The organism is Cohnella cholangitidis (genome assembly GCF_014107495.1).
In the GTDB taxonomy this organism is placed as follows: domain Bacteria; phylum Bacillota; class Bacilli; order Paenibacillales; family Paenibacillaceae; genus Cohnella; species Cohnella cholangitidis.
Genome location: NZ_CP041969.1, coordinates 1,545,315 through 1,561,134 on the forward strand (window position 1 = coordinate 1,545,315; position 15,820 = coordinate 1,561,134).

A 15,820-nucleotide genomic window follows, 5' to 3' on the forward strand; every position below is an offset into this window, starting at 1 on the left:
TTTCCATAACAACAAAGCTTCCAGCTCATCAACTGGAAGCTTTGTTGTTATGCTGGAACATGGGAGGCGGCTTATGGGCTTACACTTCGGAACGTTGTTCTGGCCGGGAACAACTATATCGGCGTCTACGCGTTACCCTGCGCTGAAAGGCCTCGTTAACGCCCGTGCCGTCATTATCGGCGGAGGAATGTCCGGAGCCGCGTGCGGATACATGTTGGCCCGAAGCGGCATCGACGCCGTATTGATCGAGCAACGATCGATCGCATCCGGGAGCAGCGCCGCGAACACGGGTCTATTGCAATATAGCAACGATACGATGTTAAGCGAATTCGCCGAGCGGATGGACGTGCGACAAGCTGTTAAATTCTACAGGGCATGCAAGCAAGCCGCGGAGAAGCTATGCGTTATCGCCGGCAATCTGCAGAGAGCAACGGACTTCAAGCGACGCAACAGCCTTTATTATGCCTCTTCGCAGGAAGATGTTCCCGCGTTGCAACGGGAATACGCTATGCTCCGCCAGTATGGATTCGATGCGGAATGGTGGGATGAATCGCGCATTGCCGAGCATTTCCCCTTCCGCAGGGCGGCCGCAATCGTCACCCGCGGCGACGGAGAAGTGAATCCTTATTCATTTGTCCAAGCTTTAGCCGAGGACGCTTGCCGGAATGGTCTGGGCATATACGAAAATACGGCCATGTTATCCGTCGAGCCCCGTTCGGGGGGCTACCGGGTCATGACCGAAGACGGGGCGATCGATGCGGAACACGTTATTTACGCCGTAGGATATGCGCCTGAACTTGCCGGAGGACGATGGCTTCAACCGATTATGAACCGCTCCTTCGCGATCGTGACCGATCCGGTGCAATCGCTATCCGCTTGGCACGAGCGCTTCTTAATGTGGGAAACCGCGCGGCCTTATCTGTATGCGAGGACGACGGTCGACAATCGAATCGTCGTGGGCGGATTGGATGAGAACGTCCGTCAGCCCGTCCTATCGGAGCGGGAGCTGCGAAACCGTTCGATGAGGCTGCTCTCGGAGCTTCACAAGCTATTCCCGGGATTGGACGCGCGGATTCGGTACGAATGGTGCGCCACTTTCGGAGAATCCGCGGACGGACTGCCATGGCTGGGCGAAGACCCTGATCGGCCGGGGCAGTATTATTGCTTAGGCTACGGGGGCAACGGTTCGATCTACAGCCTGCTCGGAGCGGAAATCATCCGAGACAGGCTGCTTGGCTTAGACAACCCCATTGCTTCTATCGTGCGCCCGGACCGTCCGACGAAGGTTTCGCCGTAAGTTTGGACCCGGCAAGCTTTAGCAAATAAGGCTTCAAATCGATTAACCGGTGTTGCCGCGGCTTAAGATCGGTACCGCAAATAATCAACGGCACCAGAGATTCCGCGCGATGCAGCGAGCCGTGCCCTCCTCCTCCCCGATGGGTCGGCGAGTTGCTCGCAACGAGCTCATAGCCGGGTTCGGACGTAATCGTCAAATAGTTTCCGCGATGGGAGTTCAATGCGGAGTGTAGACGTCTAAGTCCATCGGGATATCGAGATTCGTCCAATACGCCGGGATTGCCTTCCCACGTCCATGCTTGTCCATAACGATCGATCCGCTCCCCGCCTTTCCTGAACCTAAACTCTCCGGCAACTGCTCCGCGAGTCGAATGAATCCAGTCGTTCTCCTTCCAAGCGATCAGCCCGATTCGCGAATCGGAGCGGAGGCGCGCGGCGATTTCCCGGAGCGACAACTCCGGTTTGAGGGAGTACACGTACGCCATCGTCTCGTTCACCGCAAGAGCGATATCCTGCTCTCCGGTTGCGGATTCGCCCGCTCCCAGCAAATCGTATTCCTTTAACAGCTCGGGCAAATCAACGATCGGATCTCGTCCCGCCGGCAAAATAGACGACATCCCGCTGTCGCCGGCAATGACGATAACAGCTTTCTTCAGCGCTTCCTCCGGCGAGCCGAATGCCCGCAACAGCGATTGGAGCTGCTCGTCAAGCTTCCTCACGCCTTCCAGGTCGGACGGGCCGTGCTTATGCAATCGTTGATCCAAATCGGGCAAGTACGCATATAGAAAGTCCGGCAGCTTATCGTTCCGGACCAAATATTCGATCGTCTCCAGCGCGAAACGATTATTGAAGCCGAACTTGTTCACCGCTCCGTCCGATGTCTGCTTTATCCCCTCAAGAGGATTTGAGAAATCCCCGAACGAGAAATATTCCGGTCCGCGAGTTTTGATCTCGGCCGGAAAACCGAACGGCAACTGGATGATGCCCGGCATGCGCAAAGAGTGCTCCGTCTTCCCTCTGTAAATCATTCCGTTGACGGATCCCGAGGTTAACCCTTGCTTGGCCAGATCTTCGTAGATCGTGCTGACTCCTTTATTTAGATGAAGCGCGTTCAAGTTGGAGAGAAAATCGGTCAATACTTGTTTGCCTCCCGTATCGATCGCTTCCATCGGGCCCGTTCCATAGTTGACGATTCTACGTTCGTCGGCCGAATACCAGGACAATCCGGGAACTCGATGCCCGTCGGGATATTCTCCCGTCACTATTGACGCGTCGATCGTGACGGACATCGTCGGAAACGAGCTCACGACGTCGGAATAATATTGCCCGCGCTCGATCAAATAACGGAAAGTGGGGAGTAATCCGTTCTGTACTCCCCGGTCGATCGATTGCGCCATTAAGGAATCCGCCACAAGCAAGATCACTTTCTTGCGGCCGTCCCCCTGTTCGGACTTGACGCGCAACAAATCGCTCTCTCCGTGACGGGCATGGTTGCCGAAGCAGCCCCCGAGCAAGAGGGTAATAGCTACGACGCCTATCGTTCGAAAAGTTTTTCTCATTTCTGTTCCACCCCGGAGTCTTAGCGAATTTGGCTATTCGATGACGTCGCGCCCGCTTGGCTTAGCAGGGACGCGGCGCTTCCTTCCCTATCCGTCTCCGCCAGCAGCACGAAATGCCCCGAATTCGTCGCTCTCGCGCAACGTTTCGCGGCTTCGCCCGTTACCCCGATTCGGTTAAAAGCCTCTTCGCCGTCCAATCCGTCTTCGGAATCGTATCCGTATGCCAATACGACTCCGGCCGGTCCGGCTCCCGTCGTCGTATTGCCTGCGGGGTACCAGAGCGGGGCCGAAGCCGCAATCCATGCGTCGTCATCTCCGCCCGCCTCGTTGCCGCGTGCTCCGCGAAGCTCATCCAGCGCTTCCAGCGGCACATTGCCGTCCTCGGTCAACAGCGGAGCGCCTTCCCTATTCTTTACGGCAACCCTGATTCCGCTAATGTCCTCTCCCGCTTCGTTCAACTTCCGAATCGCTTCCAGCACCTTCGCTTCCTGTTCGAAAATACCGATGGTCATCGACATGAAATTACCTCCTATCTCGGATTTGCCCTAAAGGGCCGCATACTAGCTATACCCTTAAGAAGGAGCTTTGAACCGAGACGGAGGCAAACTGCGCTCTATCGTCAACGAATTTTACGGAAGATCCGATTGCGGTCGTTGAACGTCTCGTATTTCTCCGATACGGGAGTGAAGCCGATAGACTCCTTGGCTCCGACGATCAGAATCCCTTCCGGCGCCAAACTCTCGTAGAACAGCCTGTGGACTTGATCCCGCAACTGGTTGTTGAAATAAATCATTACGTTACGGCACAGGATGACATGAAATTCGTTAAAGGAACTGTCCGTCACCAGATTATGGCGCGCGAACACGATATTCCGGCGCAGACGAGACTTAAGCATGACGCTTCCGCCATCCGTATCGTAGTAATCCGAGAGGGAACGTACGCCCCCCGCGTTCAGGTAGTTTTTCGTATACTGCTTCATCCGGTCGATCGGAATGATCCCGTCCTTGGCAACCTGCAAGGCGCTCTCGTTAATGTCGGTCGCGTATATTCGAGTCTGATCGAGCAGACCTTCCTCTTCCAGCAAAATCGCGATCGAATGAACTTCCTCGCCCGTAGAGCAGCCGGCATGCCATATCCTCACATAGGGCAGCTTACGCAGACGAGGTACGATATCCTGCCGGAAAACCTGGAACATCTCCGGATCGCGGTACATCTCCGTTACGGGAATGACAAGATCGCCAAGCAAACGTTGGAAAGCTTCGGGCTGATGAAGCACTCTTTCTTGCAGCGATGAAATGTTAGGCAAGCTTTCCAAATGAATCCGGTGCCATATCCGACGACGAACGGAAGCGTAGGAATAGTTCCTGAAATCATAACCGTACTTGCGGAAAATACCCTCAAGCAACAAAGTCGTCTCGATTTTCTCCAGTTCGTTCTCCGAGGACTTCCGATTGTTCATCGCTGTAACCACACTTTTATTAACGATAAGAGTTGTTCCTTATTTACCGGTTTCGTAATATAGTCGGAAGCGCCGGATTCGATGCATTTGTTGCGATCGTCCATCATCGCTTTCGCGGTTAACGCGATAATCGGGATCTTGCTCCATGACGGATTGTCGCGCATCCGTTGCATCGCCTCGTATCCGTCCATTTCGGGCATCATGATATCCATAAGCACGAGATCGATATCGGGCTCCTTCTCCAGTTTATCCAATGCTTCCAGTCCGTTCTCGGCATAGACGACGCGCATGTTGCGATGCTCCAGAACGCTGGACAGGGCGAACATATTGCGGGCGTCGTCGTCTACCAACAATATTTTCTTATTGTCGAAAGCTTCTTCCTTTAATTGCCGTTTGCGCGGTTTCTCGATTTCTCCTGAAGGGACGGGATCGCTCGTCGGCATATCCGGTAACGTTATGAATTCATCTCCATCGGATGCCGGTAAGCTCTCCGTTTCCTTGGTTTCCGCCGAAGCGGCAGTCAGCTCGGAAGCATGCGCCGGAAACCGCTCTTCGATACAATGATCCGGTTGACGTTCCGGCAACACGAGAGTGAAGGTGCTTCCTCGTCCCGGTTCCGTATCCAAATGAATCCATCCGCCGAGCAAGTGGGCTAGCTCCCTGCTGATCGTAAGGCCTAGACCGGTTCCACCGTATTTCCGGCTCGTCGTGCCGTCCGCTTGGCGGAAAGCTTCGAAGATGATTTCGCGCTTGTCTTGATGGATGCCGATCCCGGTATCGGTTACGGATAAAGCGATGTATCGCGTTCCTTCTTCTCTGCCGTCCGAGTTCATTTCCCGTTCGTTCGGCCTGCGTATCGTAAAAGAGACAGAGCCGGAGTGCGTGAATTTGATCGCGTTGGACAACAAATTGCGCATGATTTGTTTCAAACGATGGCCATCTGTCCAAATCGCGCCTGGCATTCCCTCTACGCTGTCGATAACTAGCGACAAGTTTTTGGCTGCGGCCATCGGCGCGAACATATTGTCCAAAAATACCGCAAGATCCCCCATAACCGTCCACTCCGAATGAATGTCCATTTTACCCGCATCCACTTTGGACAAATCCAGAATCTCGTCGATCATTTTGAGCAGGTCGTTGCCCGACACGTGTATCGTTTGCATGTATTCGCGCTGCTTATCCGTTAAGTTCCCTTCTTCGTTCTCCACTAGAAATTCGGATAGGATCAATAAGCTGTTTAACGGCGTTCTTAGCTCATGGGACATATTCGCCAGAAATTCGGATTTGTATTTGCTTGCCAGCGCCAACTGGATCGCTTGGCGTTCGAGTTCGGAGTTGGCTCTGGCGATTTGGCGATTTTGCAGTTCGACGCGATCGACATGCTGTTCCAAAGCAAGCGTCTTGACCGTAAGCTCCTGATTCGTATGCTCCAGTTCTTCCTGCTGCTGCTGCAGCCGTTGCTCCGATTTTCTCAATTCTTCCTGCTGATGTTCCAACTTGTCGTTCGTCTCCCGAAGCTCTTCCTGCTGGCAGACGAGCTCTTCGGACTGGACCTGAAGCTCCTCCGTCATCGCTTGGGACTCCCGGAGCAGTTCCTCTACCCTTAAACGGGAATAGATATTGTTAAGGATCGTTCCGAACTTGTCGCATAGCGCGAGAAGCAGTTCCTTGCGCTCGGAATCGAATCCGTCGACCGAAGCCATCTCGAGGACCCCGATCACGGTATTATCGTGCAGAATAGGCTGGATCATAAGCATTTTCGGCTCGGCCATGCCGAGGCCCGAACTTATTTTTACGTATCCTTCCGGCATATGCTCCATCACGATCGGCTTGGCGTCTTGATAACATTGTCCGGTTAAGCCTTCTCCTCGTCTGACGACGGTTGGCACCGATGAAACGCCATTCTCGCCTTCTCCTAGGATCGCGTAAGATCCCGACAACTCCAGCTTCCCTTCGTCGGAAGCGGGATCCGCCAAGTAGAGCAGCCCGTATGCAATGCCTAGCACGGGCGCGAATTCGGAAATAAAGGATTGGGCTACGAGCTTAACGTCATGTCCCTCCTGCAACAATTCCGTCACCCGCGCAAGCTGGGCGTTAACCCTTCCTTGCCTTTGCTGAATCGAGGCAAGCAACGCTTCCCTCTCGTTCTTCACTTGCAGATCGAGCGCGATTCTTTTGAACAATTGGGCCAATTCGCCAAGCTCGTCCTTCGACTTGATGTCGAACCGGACAAATCCGCGAAGCCGGCCTCTGCCGAACCGCTCCGCCATTCTTTCGAGCAAATTCAAACCTTTCGTAATGCTCGGGAACACCCACATTACGATCGCGAGGCCGAGAATCAGACCTACGATCGTGAACAAGGCAACCATCTGCACCGATTTGTCGTACAGAGCTCTGGAATCCGCCATTTCCGTTTTCATCGCGTTCTCTTGCGTCTTCACGAGTTCGTCCATGGAATCGATCAGCAGCCTCTGCTCCCCGCGAAGCTTGTCGGCGTATAACTTTTTCGCCTCTTCTACCTTCCCCTCGTCAACGAACCCTATGAACGTCTTTAATGAGGCAACGTATCCTTCCGTTACTTTCTTGATCTCGTCCATGACTTGTTGTTCCTCGCCGGTGAGGTCCAAGCCGTCTAACGTTTCGAACTGCTCGCCCGCGCCCGACAGACGATTAGTGATCTCCTCGACTCCTGCCGCGGGATCCTGGTCGCCGATCATGATGTCGTTCATCACTCGCCCGGAAGAATTGATCTCTCCCCGAACGGCGAGCGCAACCCTAACCTTCTCGAAACGATTATCGTAAAAATGATTCAACGTATAATTCATCTGGCTTAGGCGTACATAGCCGAACGACGTGATGCCGACGAGGAGAAGAAGCAGCAACGTAAATCCGACGACTAATTTCGTTTTGATTTTCATGCTTCCGCCCCTCCCTTCATCACTTCGATCGTAACGAGACATTGGTCATCCGAGCGTCCGTTGAGCGGCTTGCACGCAAACAGTTGCTCCAAGTTGCCGCTATCGGCTCTAGCTTGGTGCAGAAAAGTCGCCAAATGCCGAAGCTGCTCCTCCTCCTCCCCTTGGAAAGAGCTCAGTATCCCGTCCGTGAATAAATACAACCGGTCTCTTGCGGTCAGCGTTACGCTGTGCGTTACGATATTAAGCTTGTCGAACATGCCAAGCGGAGCGGAGCTTACCGATAACATCTCCGGTTCCGGGCTGTCCCCGCGAAATAAATAACCGGGAGGATGACCCGCGTTCGCGTATTCCAGCTTTCCGCAATCCAAGTCGAGCGTAACGTAAATGCCGGTGCAATAATAATGAATGAGCTCATTCTCCCATTGGAGCCCCATCAATCGGCGGTTCAGTTCCTTGAACACTCGCTCCGGCGACCATAACGTCCTCATGGACTCCTTCAGGATAGAAGCGACGAACATGCTGACGAGCGACGAAGATATCCCGTGTCCCATCGCGTCGATGACGGCTATCGCCCAGTGCTTGTCGTCGATTTTGTGCCATGCGTATAGATCTCCCGCGAGCGCTTCGGAAGCTTGGAAATAAGCTTGTATTCGCACGTCGGCGGCATCCACCGGATCGGGCAGCACCGATTCCTGCACCTGGCGCGCGAGCAGCAGTTCTTGCCGCATGCGCGAGTCCCGTTCCTTATGCCAGTCCAACTCCGCCTTCAATTTCAAGGCGGAACGCATTCTCGCCAGCAGTTCCGTTTTGTTGATCGGCTTCGTAACGAAATCGATCGCTCCCGCATCCAGCGCTTCGGCCAGCTTTCGGGAATCTCCGATCGCCGTAACCATGATGACGGGAATATCCTTGTAGCGATCGTTCGCTTTCAGTCTACGGCAAGCTTCTATTCCGTCCATCTCGGGCATCATCAAATCCAGCAAAATCAAATTGATCCGCGGAATCCCGATCGAGCTTCCTTCGCTGTCTTCCTTAAGCACGCCGAACATTTCCTCGGCGGAATACGCGATACGAAAATGAACGTATCCCGCTCGCTTCAGCATTTCTTGGATTACCATCACGTTCATGGCGTTATCGTCCACGATCAATACGGCCATCTTTATCTTTGTCTCCTCGTTATCTCTCGTAACAAACACTCTCGAGCATAAACGCGAATAAGGAATGAGCGGCGGATAGTTCCGCCCTCATTCCTCTATCCTATTAAAAAACGCTCTTATTTTGTTATAACCCTTCATAGATCGTTTTGAAACAGAGAAAGAATGAATCCGCGGAATCGGTCGTCTTCGCCGTTATTGCCGAGCCATGACCAGAACTTTGCCTTGATCCAATTCCGCTTCGAACCTGCTCGCTTCGTAAGGGTCGAAGCCCATCGCCTCGATCTTGTTGCGAAGCTCGTCGCCGCGGGTCCGGAACAAGTTCGCGATCGTGTCGAACATCCCTTCCTCGGACATACCGACTTTGTTCGTATCCGCCGCGTCGGCCAATCTGTCCGTGCGGTCGCTTTCGTGCGCGAGTACGTAAATTTCCTTCTCCGTGTATCCTTGGCGATGCAAATCGTTGACGACGTCGAATGCTTCCAATCCGTTATTCACTAGTTTCGCGTAAGCTCTCATGGTTTATCTCCTCCTCTAGTATGTGATGCTTCCTATTACACGTTCGGTAGTCTTTTGAAACCGCGCTCTCGCGTTTTTACTCAACCGTTGCAAGGTCCGGCGAACAAATCCAACGAGACGAGCCGGCCCCTATCGTCCACGAATACTTTAAGCGAATCGGAGCCGTTTACGACTCCCCAACCGTCTTCCGCCCGAAATTGCGGTTTGCCGAGCGCTCGCTTAAGATCCTTGTCGATCAGCTTGATATCGCGCCCGTTAACGTTGGCGGATCGCGCGGTTGCCGTCACCTGAACGAAAGAAACTTCCCCCTCGCACAAGCCGACGTTTTTCCCGTCCGCGTAGCTCCATACTTCGCATTCTTTGTGCCATTCGTCGGACTCTATCTTCCCCGGGTTTCCCAGCTCTCCCCTAACCTCGCTTGCCAAGTCTCCCAATCGGATGCCGTCTATTTGCCATTGCTTCGGCACGGATGGTTGCGGGAAAGCGGCGGTTGCGGGAACCGCGGCGGCCGGAGCCGCTCCTCCGTTCACGATCGAAGTAAACAAAACAAGCCATGAAATCAACATTCTAGATTACCTCCTTTGCTTAGGAACGATCTTTCTGTTGTTTCCAGCCTTTCCGAACGCTCATGAGCAGTCTCGAGCCTAACGCCGCCCAATGCAGCCATGACGGAACGGCGTCGTTGCCTTCCTTCGAAGCCGTCTGTTCGCGAAGCGTGCTCGCCAGGTTCCGGGTTGCTTGCCGGGCCGTGCTCGTTACCTCGCTAAGCATGATGCCAACATCCTGCACCGCATGAAACAACGGGTCCGTCGATTGCAGCTTTCCCCGTATGTCCTCGGCTGTTTCATTAACGCTTTCCGCTAGTTTCTTTACTTCGCCCTGCAAATCTTCGACGGTTTCCTTTACTTCCTGCATGGCGGATTGCGCGGTTACGAGAGATCGCTGCGCGGTCTTTAATAAAGAAATCAAAAATACGCACAAGACGACGAAAGCCATCGCCGCCAACGCGACGCTCCAGGCGATCAGTTCATTATGGTCCATGGGCATTCCTCCGCTTCTTGCTTGCTGTCATTGTCATACCCTACCTTACCCCCGCGCATAGGATCGCGAAACAGTACCCTCCGAAAGATTCACCGGCTAGCATACGGGGTAACCAAGCACTAACAACGGGCTCGGCCGACGCAGGCCGTTATGCCGATCCCGATCACAAAGGAGGAATTCACATGTTATATTGGACGGTAGTTTTTCTAATCGTCGCTATCGTAGCCGCGATATTCGGATTCACGGGTTTGGTAAGCGCGGCAGCGGGAATCGCGAAAATTTTGTTTTTCATCTTCTTGATTTTGTTTATCGTCTCCCTGATCACGGGCCGGCGCGGTCGGGTCTAGCCTTACTGCGGCAAGGGCTCCGGGCGGACAAGCCAACTGGATAATGGTTGCAGTCAATTCCTTTTTCAGGTAAAGTAGGCTATATCGTAAGCTTCCGTCTCCTCTTCGGCATTACGACCGGGGTAAAGCGAATCTCCTGAACGAAGCAGAACGTTGCAGCCTATTTTCCGGAATAATACCTCTAACCGATACAGACGCTTCCCTACGCTTTCGCGATTTGGGGAGCGTCGTTTTTTACGCCGACGGTGATTGAATCTTGAACGATTGCGTTTAATGGTAGTCATTGACCCTGCGGGGAATACATCAATTAAACGGAGGTTGGTTCTATCATGAAAGCATTATTTCTCGCCGGCGGTTTGGGAACTAGGCTGCGCCCCCTGACGGAACATCTTCCGAAACCGATGGCCCTGGTGGGCAATCGCCCATGGCTCGAACATTTGCTTCTGCATTACAAGGAACAAGGGGTAACCGAGTTCGTCATCGCCGTGAAGCATTATCGAGAATTAATAGAGAGCCATCTCGGCGACGGTTCCTCTTACGGCGTTCGAATCGATTATTCGGTGGAAAAGGAACTGCTCGGTACGGCCGGAGCGATCAAAAACGCGGAGCATCTGCTCGGCGAACGTTTCATCGTCGTGAACGCGGATATTATCCATCAGGTCGATCTGGCCTCAGCCGTGCGGTTTCACGAAAATCATGGCGGTGCCGCTACGATCTGCCTGACGGAGGTAGACGACCCTTCCCATTACGGCGTCGTCGAGCAATCGGTTAATGGACGAATCGATCGGTTCATCGAAAAACCGAAAAAAGATGACGCACCGTCAAATCGGATCAATGCCGGCATATACATTATGGAGCGGAGAGCGCTGGACTTCGTGCCGGCAGGCCGATCCGTGTCCATCGAGAAGGAAACTTTTCCGCTCTTGATAGAGAACGGCAGCGGCGTCTACGGCCATCCCATCGGAGGATATTGGATGGATATGGGCACCAAGGAGCGTTACCGCCAGCTCCATTGGGATCTGCTCGATCGGCGTTTCCCGGTCCGTATCGACGGCAAGGAAATGGAGGACAAAAGCATTTGGCTAGGCGAGAACGTCCGGGTCGGCCAAGGGGTACTGTTCGTTCCCCCGGTCATGATCGGAGACGACGTCACGATCGGGGATCGGGCGATTATAGGCCCGTACGCCGTCGTTGGCAAAAGCAGCCGAATCGGCAACCAGGTACGCTTGTCCAATTCCATCCTATGGGATCGTTGCAAAGTCCGCGCCGGCGCCCAGCTCAACGAATGCATTTTCGGATCAGGCATGCGGGTCGGCCCCCATATTTTGCACGAAGCCGTATGCAATCGTATTTTGGAGGTGTACCGCAGATGAACAACCGTCTCCCTCAGATTGCTTATGCCAGTACTTACATTCCCAAAAAATGCGGACTTGCCACTTATACGCACCACTTGCGCGAAGCGATCTCGCATGCCAAAGGGAATCGGTCGATCGATCCTGTCATCACTTTGTGCAATCCCGAAGAACGCGCGGACTACTTCGAACCTTGGATGCTCCCGCTAATCAAACAAGATCAAGACGAGTATCGTAAAATGGCGGAAGCGATCAATCAAAGCTCGGTGGATGTCGTGTCCTTGCAGCATGAATTCGGAATTTTCGGCGGCGATGCGGGTTCCCACGTTCTTGATTTTCTCAGGCGCGTGAAGAAACCGGTCGTAACGACCTTCCATACCGTATTCGAGCATCCGACTCCTCCCTATTCGGAGTTGCAGAAGGAAATCGCGCGTTGGAGCGATCATATTCTCGTCATGAATCGCAAAGGGATCGGCTACTTGCACGACAACTTCCAAATTCCTCTTGAGAAAATTACTTTCGTTCCGCACGGGACGCCGGTTCCTAATCGGTCCGACAGCATGAATGTTAGAAGGAATGCGGGATGGGACAATCGCAAAGTGTTATTCACCTTCGGATTGCTCGGACGCAGCAAAGGAATCGAGCTGATTCTTCGAGCCTTGTCGTCGGCCGTTCAGGCCGTCCCGGAGTTGCTCTACGTCATCGCCGGTCAGACTCATCCCGAGGTGCGAAAGCATGAGGGTGAAAAATATCGCGAAGAACTCGTGCAGATGATTGCCGATCTCGGCTTGGAAAACCACGTGCAGTGGATCAATCGCTACGTTCCCGAGGATCAACTGGTGTCTTTGATATCCGCTTGCGATTTGTACGTTACTCCTTATCCGGGGATGGGGCAGATCACGAGCGGAACGTTAGCCTACGCGGCCGGGTTAGGCAGGCCTATCCTCTCGACCCCCTACGTCTATGCCCAAGATTTGGTGCAGGGGTACGAAGAGATGCTGTTGCCGTACGGCGATGCGGAATCGTGGAGTTCTAAGCTTATCGAAGTATTTACTTACCCTGGGATGTTAGCGAACTGGGAACGCGTCATATCGGAAATCGGGCGAAGCATGCATTGGCCGCACGTGGGCGCTCAGCATCTGCGGCTATTCCAGCAAGTCATTACCGAGCAGAGAGACAAGATCGCCGATGTCGGCTAATGGCAAGATCAGCCGTCAAGCGACGCAGCCTTCTTTCGCCCACTTGCGCCGTTTGACGGACGATACCGGATTGCTGGAACATGCGCTCGGACGTATTCCGCGCCGCCGGGAAGGCTACACGACGGACGACAACGCTCGCGCGCTATGGACGGTTACGGAGTGGCTCTCCTTGGATGAGGATCAACTCCGGCACGAGGATCGAATGGAGCTCAGACGCTTGGCCGACATCTATTTGGCGTTCTTGCTCTGGGCCCAGAACGATGACGGATGGTGGCTTAACAACTTCGCCTATGATCGTACGCTTGAGCCGGAGGATATTTCGCACGACTGTCAGGGGCGCTCGATCTGGGCTTGCGCGGACGCATGGATCCGGCTTGACGGCCCGGTCAGGGAAACCGCGAGAGTGATCGTGGAGCGTTCGATTCCTACGCTCGTCAGAATCGATTCCTTACGCGGCCAGGCGTTTGCGATGGCGGCTTGCGCGCATATGCTGGAAGCTTCGCGGGATGGAAGAATTCAATTGCCTCTCGATGTGAAGAACGAGCTTCAACATCATGTGGCGCGATTGGAGTCGGTGCTTAATCGAGCATATCGACGCTTCTCAGGCGGCAATTGGCGTTGGTTCGAGCCTGCGATGACCTATAGCAACGGGGTACTCCCGTGGGCCATGCTGCGTGCGTACCGATACACGCGAACAAGCGAAACCTATGCAACGGGCATAGAAAGCTTATCGATCCTCCTCGAGATCATGACCGCCGACGAAGGATGGCTCCGCCCGATCGGGAACGAGGATTGGTGCACTTCCGATTCGAATACGGCAAGCAGATGGGATCAGCAGCCGCTGGAAATATTCAAGCTGGCGTTAGCGCTGGAAGAAGCTTCGCTAGCCACTAAGCTAGCCGAAGAGGATCAAGATGAACGTTTGGTCGGCAGCGCGCGCGGCAAAGGGACGACGGATTCCCGCATGGATAGAAATCACGCCATGCATTTCGGCGTACTGGGCCAATCCACCTTAAACTCGGGAATGGCCATGGGGTCGGGGATGACTGCGGGAACGAGCTCAACGACCGGAAACCCATTGCATTATCGGGCCATGCGCGATAATTGCTTAGAATGGTACTACGGCGATAACGATCTCCGCGTTCCGGTTGCCGATCCCGAAGACGGCAGTTGCTGCGACGGGCTCACGCCTTACGGCGCCAACATTAACTGCGGCGCGGAGGCGACGATCTCTTACTTGATGACGGAAGCCTTGTGCAGGCGGAATTAACGCAAAAAACCTTTCCATGCAGATCGCTGTTGCGAGCGATGCATGGTAAGGTTTTTCGTTTGCGCATTTAAGCCTCCCGGGTAGGCTTATTTTCCGCTTCGGCGCTATTTGCGTGCATTTAAGCCTGCCAGATAGGCTTATTTTCCGCTTCGGCGCCGCTTCCTGCTAATCCCGGCGGAGCCTGTTCAGCGCCTGATTGAAATCGTCGGGAAGCGGTGCGGTTACTTGCTGCTTCTCGCCCGTCCACGGGTGGTGCCAGATGAGGCGGTCGCCGTGCAAGGCTTGGCGGGACATCACTCCGCGCGAACCGCCGTACATTCCATCGCCGGCGAGCGGATGATTGATCGAGGAGAGATGGACTCGAATCTGGTGCGTACGCCCCGTCTCCAGCCGAAGCCGAACGAGCGTATGCTCCTCCAGCCTTTCCACCACTTCGAAATGGGTCACCGCGGGATCGCCCGTATCGCTTACCCGGCGGCGCGTGGAATGGTGACGGTCTTGTCCGATCGGCTTGTCGATTTTGCCTTTGTTTCCTTCCACGTAGCCTTCCGCCAACGCAAGGTAGATCCGCTCGATCGACTTCTCCCGCATCGCTTTGTCGTACTGATAGTGCGCGAACTCATTCTTCGCATACAATACCGGCCCTGTCGTATCCTTATCTATCCGATGAACATGGCGAATACGGACGTCTTGGCCAGACATCTCGTAATAAGCGGCGACCGCGTGCGCAAGCGTCTTGCGTTGGCCTTTCTCGCTCGGATGAACTTCGATGCCGGCCGGTTTGTTCACGACGAGCGTAAACTCGTCCTCGTACAAAATATTCAATTCCATCCAATCGGACGGAAAATCTCTCGTCTCCCTCGGGAACAAATGAAGCCTCAAGTTCGGCCCCTGCAAAAGGCAGCCGCGAGACTGCAGCAATTTGGAGATCAGCTTAGGCGGTAACGGCAACACCTGGCTAATAACCGACATCGGCGCGCGGCGAGATGGTCAGGCAAGCGGATATCCATCCATTCGCCTTTGATTCTGCCCATGCCGAGAACAGGCTGGCTTCCTCCGCCTTCTCTGCCGCGTCCGCCGCCTCTTATAGCAGAACCAGAGCCAGAACCGCCGTTTCCGATCCGCTTGGCGCCTGATCCCCGCTCGTTCGGTGCCCTGAACGAATCCACCCGTTCCCTGCTCGGTTTCCTATCTCCTTGAGATCCGGCGCGACTTGGCTTTTCCGTTCTCGAAATACGTTCGTTACGTCCGCCCTGCGCGCCGCGCTCTCCGTATTTTTTAGACGAACCGGCACCGTTGCCTTTTCCCGATCTTGAACCCGAACCGGCGCCGGAGCCCGTACCCCCGCGTTCTCTCCGTCCGTTTCCCTCATGGCCTCCGGTCGGCCTCTGTCCGCCACGCTGCCTATTCCGTCCTGCTCCACTCATAACTTCGATTCCTCCGATTCCATTCCGCGCCAGTTGCCCGATTCCATAAATGCTCAATCAAAGTTTTACACATCCGCCACGACTTAGAAATTAAATGGAGAAATACATCTATTTCCAGTTCAAATGTCCACATTTCGAAAATAAGCGGGACAATACAGTTATTTATCTTCATTCCGCCCAAAATGAGCTTTACCGAGCCGAATAACTGTACATTTCCATTTATTTCTCTTAGTTGACGATTTAGCTGATCAAATAAATGTAGATTTCCATCTACTTGTC

15 protein-coding genes are annotated in these 15,820 nt (G+C 54.0%); 5 read left to right on the forward strand and 10 right to left on the reverse strand.

The genetic code is table 11. The annotated features are described in order from the left end of the window. The first annotated feature begins 73 nt into the window (after positions 1–73). The gene (locus tag FPL14_RS07680) at positions 74–1,297 is read left to right on the forward strand and encodes an NAD(P)/FAD-dependent oxidoreductase (RefSeq protein WP_182302436.1); all 1,224 of its coding nucleotides are present in this window, start codon (positions 74–76) and stop codon (positions 1,295–1,297) included. Here the strand turns inward: FPL14_RS07680 and FPL14_RS07685 are convergent. The 8 genes from FPL14_RS07685 to FPL14_RS07720 form a co-directional block, all read right to left on the reverse strand. Beyond that, entirely contained in the window at positions 1,257–2,855 is a 1,599-nt protein-coding gene (locus FPL14_RS07685; protein ID WP_182302437.1) for an alkaline phosphatase family protein, read from the reverse strand. The genes FPL14_RS07680 and FPL14_RS07685 overlap by 41 nt on opposite strands. A 20-nt stretch (positions 2,856–2,875) precedes the next feature. Further along, positions 2,876–3,373 (reverse strand): hypothetical protein, encoded by a 498-nt coding sequence (locus FPL14_RS07690; RefSeq protein WP_182302438.1) that lies wholly within the window; start codon positions 3,371–3,373, stop codon positions 2,876–2,878. A 101-nt stretch (positions 3,374–3,474) separates the two neighbouring features. Then, positions 3,475–4,314, reverse strand: coding sequence for a CheR family methyltransferase (locus FPL14_RS07695; RefSeq protein ID WP_182302439.1), 840 nt, complete (start codon positions 4,312–4,314; stop codon positions 3,475–3,477). After that, positions 4,311–7,232 (reverse strand): response regulator, encoded by a 2,922-nt coding sequence (locus tag FPL14_RS07700; protein WP_182302440.1) that lies wholly within the window; start codon positions 7,230–7,232, stop codon positions 4,311–4,313. The genes FPL14_RS07695 and FPL14_RS07700 overlap by 4 nt, the downstream gene beginning before the upstream one ends. Continuing rightward, positions 7,229–8,389, reverse strand: a complete 1,161-nt coding sequence (locus tag FPL14_RS07705; protein WP_182302441.1) for a PP2C family protein-serine/threonine phosphatase — start codon at positions 8,387–8,389, stop codon at positions 7,229–7,231. The genes FPL14_RS07700 and FPL14_RS07705 overlap by 4 nt, the downstream gene beginning before the upstream one ends. 192 nt (positions 8,390–8,581) lie before the next feature. Further along, positions 8,582–8,905 carry a YflT domain-containing protein gene (locus tag FPL14_RS07710; RefSeq protein ID WP_182302442.1) on the reverse strand — a complete coding sequence of 108 codons (324 nt, stop codon included), beginning with the start codon at positions 8,903–8,905 and terminating at the stop codon, positions 8,582–8,584. An 80-nt stretch (positions 8,906–8,985) separates the two neighbouring features. Continuing rightward, positions 8,986–9,471: a hypothetical protein gene (locus FPL14_RS07715; RefSeq protein WP_182302443.1), complete on the reverse strand. Its 486-nt coding sequence runs from the start codon at positions 9,469–9,471 to the stop codon at positions 8,986–8,988. A 19-nt stretch (positions 9,472–9,490) separates the two neighbouring features. Further along, a complete protein-coding gene (locus FPL14_RS07720) occupies positions 9,491–9,946 on the reverse strand; it encodes a DUF948 domain-containing protein (protein ID WP_182302444.1) in 456 nt (151 codons plus the stop codon). Between the two features lie 182 nt (positions 9,947–10,128). Here FPL14_RS07720 and FPL14_RS07725 point away from each other — a divergent pair, with 182 nt between their 5' ends. The 4 genes from FPL14_RS07725 (at position 10,129) to FPL14_RS07740 (ending at position 14,114) form a co-directional block, all read left to right on the forward strand. Then, positions 10,129–10,293, forward strand: a complete 165-nt coding sequence (locus FPL14_RS07725) for a DUF1328 domain-containing protein (protein WP_182302445.1) — start codon at positions 10,129–10,131, stop codon at positions 10,291–10,293. A 329-nt stretch (positions 10,294–10,622) separates the two neighbouring features. Continuing rightward, positions 10,623–11,666 carry a nucleotidyltransferase family protein gene (locus tag FPL14_RS07730; RefSeq protein ID WP_182302446.1) on the forward strand — a complete coding sequence of 348 codons (1,044 nt, stop codon included), beginning with the start codon at positions 10,623–10,625 and terminating at the stop codon, positions 11,664–11,666. After that, positions 11,663–12,844: a glycosyltransferase family 4 protein gene (locus tag FPL14_RS07735; RefSeq protein ID WP_182302447.1), complete on the forward strand. Its 1,182-nt coding sequence runs from the start codon at positions 11,663–11,665 to the stop codon at positions 12,842–12,844. The genes FPL14_RS07730 and FPL14_RS07735 overlap by 4 nt, the downstream gene beginning before the upstream one ends. Beyond that, on the forward strand, positions 12,834–14,114 hold the full coding sequence (locus FPL14_RS07740; protein WP_182302448.1) for a hypothetical protein: 1,281 nt from the start codon (positions 12,834–12,836) through the stop codon (positions 14,112–14,114). The genes FPL14_RS07735 and FPL14_RS07740 overlap by 11 nt, the downstream gene beginning before the upstream one ends. A gap of 165 nt (positions 14,115–14,279) precedes the next feature. Here the strand turns inward: FPL14_RS07740 and FPL14_RS07745 are convergent, their stop codons facing one another. Together FPL14_RS07745 and FPL14_RS07750 are read right to left on the reverse strand one after the other, a co-directional pair. Continuing rightward, positions 14,280–15,068, reverse strand: a complete 789-nt coding sequence (locus tag FPL14_RS07745) for an RluA family pseudouridine synthase (RefSeq protein ID WP_229263830.1) — start codon at positions 15,066–15,068, stop codon at positions 14,280–14,282. A gap of 130 nt (positions 15,069–15,198) precedes the next feature. After that, a complete protein-coding gene (locus tag FPL14_RS07750) occupies positions 15,199–15,537 on the reverse strand; it encodes a hypothetical protein (protein ID WP_182302450.1) in 339 nt (112 codons plus the stop codon). Positions 15,538–15,820 lie beyond the last annotated feature (283 nt).